The organism is Planctomycetia bacterium (assembly GCA_034440135.1).
GTDB lineage: Bacteria > Planctomycetota > Planctomycetia > Pirellulales > JALHLM01 > JALHLM01.
This window is the reverse complement of the sequence record JAWXBP010000510.1, coordinates 1-3289: the sequence shown is the minus strand read 5'-3', so window position 1 is coordinate 3289 and position 3289 is coordinate 1. Positions and strand designations below refer to the sequence as shown.

Below are 3289 nucleotides of genomic sequence, written 5' to 3'. Positions count from 1 at the left end.
GCGCGTGGCGCGCGACGTGGCGCGCGGGTACATCACCTCCGCCGAAGCGGCGGCAGACTACGGATTCGCCGGGCAAACTCCGGGCGAAGCGTCTTCGGGCGAACGCTGAACGCCCGACATCACGTGTACGACGCCGTACGCCATAGGCGCAATCCCGGTAACCGTCGCGACTGCCGGCAAGCGCGACGCGGAGAGGCGTGGTCGGATCAACGCCGGGGTGCCGATCTTCACTGATCGGCTCCCGCCATTTCACGCCGGCGTGAGCTTGAATCGCAAAGCGCAGTAGTGTGCCATGTACCAGGCGATATCTGGTGGTAACGCCTCGGCAATCGTGAGGTGCGCCAGCAACGGGGGACGGGACCTCAGTAGTTCGCGCGTCCGCCAGAGATGTCGAACACGCCGCCGGCGGTGAAGCTGCACTCGGGACCCGCGATCCACGTCACCATCGCCGCGATTTCCTCGACGGTGACGAAACGGTTCATCGGGATCTTGCTGCGCGCCGCCGCGATGTGCGCGGGCGTCATCTCACGCAGCAATTCCGTTTCCGCCATCACCGGCGTCACGCTGTTGACCGTTACGCCGCTCGTAGCGAGCTCGCGTGCAAGCGCCTTTGCGAAGCCGATCACGCCGGCCTTCGCCGCGCAATAGGCGGCGACCCCGGCCGTGCCTTCCTTGCCGGCGATCGACGACACGTTGACGATGCGCCCATAGCCGCGCTCGCGCATGTGGGGGACGACGGCGCGGCAGCAATAGAACACACCGGTGAGGTCGACGGCGATGACGCTGTCCCAGGCGTCGAGTGGATAGTCGGTCACTTCGGCAACGGGGCCGTTGATGCCGGCGTTGTTGACCAGGATCTCGATCTTCCCGAACTGCGCAACGGCGTCGGCGAACGCGGCGCCGATCGAGGTGACGCTCGTCACGTCCACACGCTGAGCCAGCGCGGGCTGAAATTCACCGGCAGTGCCGATCAATGTGACGTCGATGTCCCAGACGACGATGCGGCAACCGTCGGCCGCGAGCCGCTGCGCGATGGCATACCCGATGCCGCGCGCACCGCCGGTCACGATGGCCGTCTGTCCAGAGAGCGGCGTGGTCATTGTTTCGCTGCCAGGATCGCGTCCACGTTACTCGGCGCGCGCGTATTGTCGGCCACCGACATCGATGGCGGTATGGCGTTGCTGGCCCAGCCGCACATTCCGACAATACCTGCGCGCATTGACTTCTCCGTGGGGTGGCGACCGGCCGGAGGGGCCGGTCGCGGCTTTGCGTCAGGGCGACTTGGCGAGCGCTTCCTTGTACTTCGTGTCGATCTCGGCGTACGCCTCTTCGGGCGTGCCGTTTCGCAGCAGCATGCGCTGCACGGCGTCGCCGAGGATCTGGTTGAACGTCGTGGTCAGGAGCGAGTAGTTCACCATTTGCCCGCGTTCCTTCACGAGTTGGGACCACTCCTTCTGCCGCAGGCCCGCGGGGGTCGCGAAGTACGGATTGTTGTAAACCGACGTGCGGGCGACGACTTCGCCGCCTTCCGCGGTGATCGCCTGGCCTTCCGGGCTGCCCATGAACTTCGCGAACTGCCACGCCGCCTCCCGATTCGCCGTGTTGGAGTTGATCGACACCATGAAGCCGTACGTGACCTGCTTGCCGTACGCAGGCGGCGGTGCCCAGCCAAGATCCTCGCCCGCGCCGCCGCTTTCGATCGCGCGGAAGCGAAAGAGGCCGAAGGTCGCCATCGCGACAGTGCCGGCGCGCAGGCCGTCGTGCACCTCGGTGTAGCCGAATTGCACGCTCGTCATCGGCGTCGCCTTGCACTTGCCGTACAGGTCCTTGATCGTCTGCAGCGACCTGATCACCTGCGCCTTGGGGGCGACGAACTCGCGATTGTTGTCAGCGAAATACTTGCCGCCGTCCTCGGAGACCATCGAGCTGAACAGATTCTCGGCCAGCGGCTGCGCGCCGCCCAAGCCCCCGCTGGTCCCGACCGGAACCGCGTAGCCGACGATGTTGGGCAGAGCGCTGAGCTTGCCGCCCACTACACAGACGTCGTCCCATGTCGCCGGCGGCTTTTGGTCCACCTGCTGCAGCAGTTTCTTCCGATAGAGCAGCACCGGAATCCGGTAGTCCTGCTGCATCCCGTAGATCTTGCCGTTGATGGCGCCGGCCGCCAGCGGAATCAGGAAATCGGACTGGCTGACGTTGTCGCGCTTCAGCAGGTCATCCATCGGGACCATGCTGTTGGTCGCAACGAACTCCGGCAACGAAAAATTCGCGACCCGGAAGAGGTCAGGTGTCGCCGATCGGCTCCGCAGCGCGCGCAGCGTCGCCTGCTGCGTCGAGTCGACCTGCACCTTGACCTTGATCCCCGGATTGGCCTTCTCGAACGCCGCGATCGCCTTCATCTGCGCCGCCGCGCGCGGATCGTTTTGGTTGTTGGGGTCGAGGAACGTCGCGTAGACGATCTCGACGGGTGCCGCCGCCGTTTGGGCGAACGCCACGTGACTGCCAATGGATCCGAGCAGGGTTGCGGCACCGATGCCCAGTGCCACGGCGAGGCGGGTGCCTAGTCCGGCTTGCGGTTTGAGTACAACAGGTATGTTCATGACGAGTCTCCTTGGTGAATGGAACCAACGCTGCGCCGTTTCTGCGCACGGTTTGACCTGTGTGACTGCGATGTAGCTAGCCTTTGACCGCGCCGGCAGTGAGTCCGGCGATGAACCACTTCTGTACGAGCACGAAAAGCACGATGACCGGCAGCGACGAAACCAGCGCGAACGCCATCGTGAACGACCACGAAATGCCGACCGAGTCGAACACCTGGTTGACCAACGCCACCTGCAGCGTGCGCTTGACGGAGTCGGGCGCGAACACGGCGACGGTGATGTAGTCGTTCCACGTGGTGATGGCGCCGATCACCGCCACCGCCGCGATCCCCGGGCGGATCAGCGGCAGCACGAGCAGCAACAGGATCTGCCGGTGGCTCGCGCCGTCGAGCAGCGCGGCCTCGTCGATGTCGCGCGGCACTGCGTCGACGAAGTTCTGGATGAACCAGACTGTCTGCGGCGCGATGCGCGCGGCGAGGATGACGGCGACCACGAACCGGTTGTTGAGAAGGCCCAGTTGTTGGCAAGGAGTTACGCAATGAGTCTCGCCGGACTTGGCGCTGTTTGCATCTGGCACGACCTGCTGCCCCAGGCGAGGGACGACTTCCACCAGTGGCACAACCGCGAGCACATGCCGGAGCGCGTGGGGATTCCCGGCTTTCGCCGCGGACGGCGCTACTCTGCAATCG

3 protein-coding genes are annotated in these 3289 nt (G+C 65.1%); all 3 read right to left on the bottom strand.

Annotation, left to right across the window (positions count from 1 at the left end):
• Positions 1 to 362: 362 nt before the first annotated feature.
• The 3 genes from SGJ19_28855 to SGJ19_28845 all read right to left on the bottom strand — a co-directional run bounded on the left by SGJ19_28855 (position 363) and on the right by SGJ19_28845 (position 3093).
• Positions 363 to 1100, bottom strand: coding sequence for an SDR family NAD(P)-dependent oxidoreductase (locus SGJ19_28855; protein MDZ4784276.1), 738 nt, complete (start codon positions 1098 to 1100; stop codon positions 363 to 365).
• 171 nt (positions 1101 to 1271) lie between these two features.
• A complete protein-coding gene (locus SGJ19_28850; GenBank protein ID MDZ4784275.1) occupies positions 1272 to 2600 on the bottom strand; it encodes an extracellular solute-binding protein in 1329 nt (442 codons plus the stop codon).
• Between the two features lie 76 nt (positions 2601 to 2676).
• Entirely contained in the window at positions 2677 to 3093 is a 417-nt protein-coding gene (locus tag SGJ19_28845; GenBank protein MDZ4784274.1) for an ABC transporter permease subunit, read from the bottom strand.
• Positions 3094 to 3289 lie beyond the last annotated feature (196 nt).

Excerpts from the sequence above, each read along its gene's own strand:
- SGJ19_28855 (MDZ4784276.1), bottom strand. The coding sequence starts at position 1,100 with ATGACCACGCCGCTCTCTGGACAGACGGCCATCGTGACCGGCGGTGCG.
- SGJ19_28850 (MDZ4784275.1), bottom strand. The coding sequence starts at position 2,600 with ATGAACATACCTGTTGTACTCAAACCGCAAGCCGGACTAGGCACCCGC.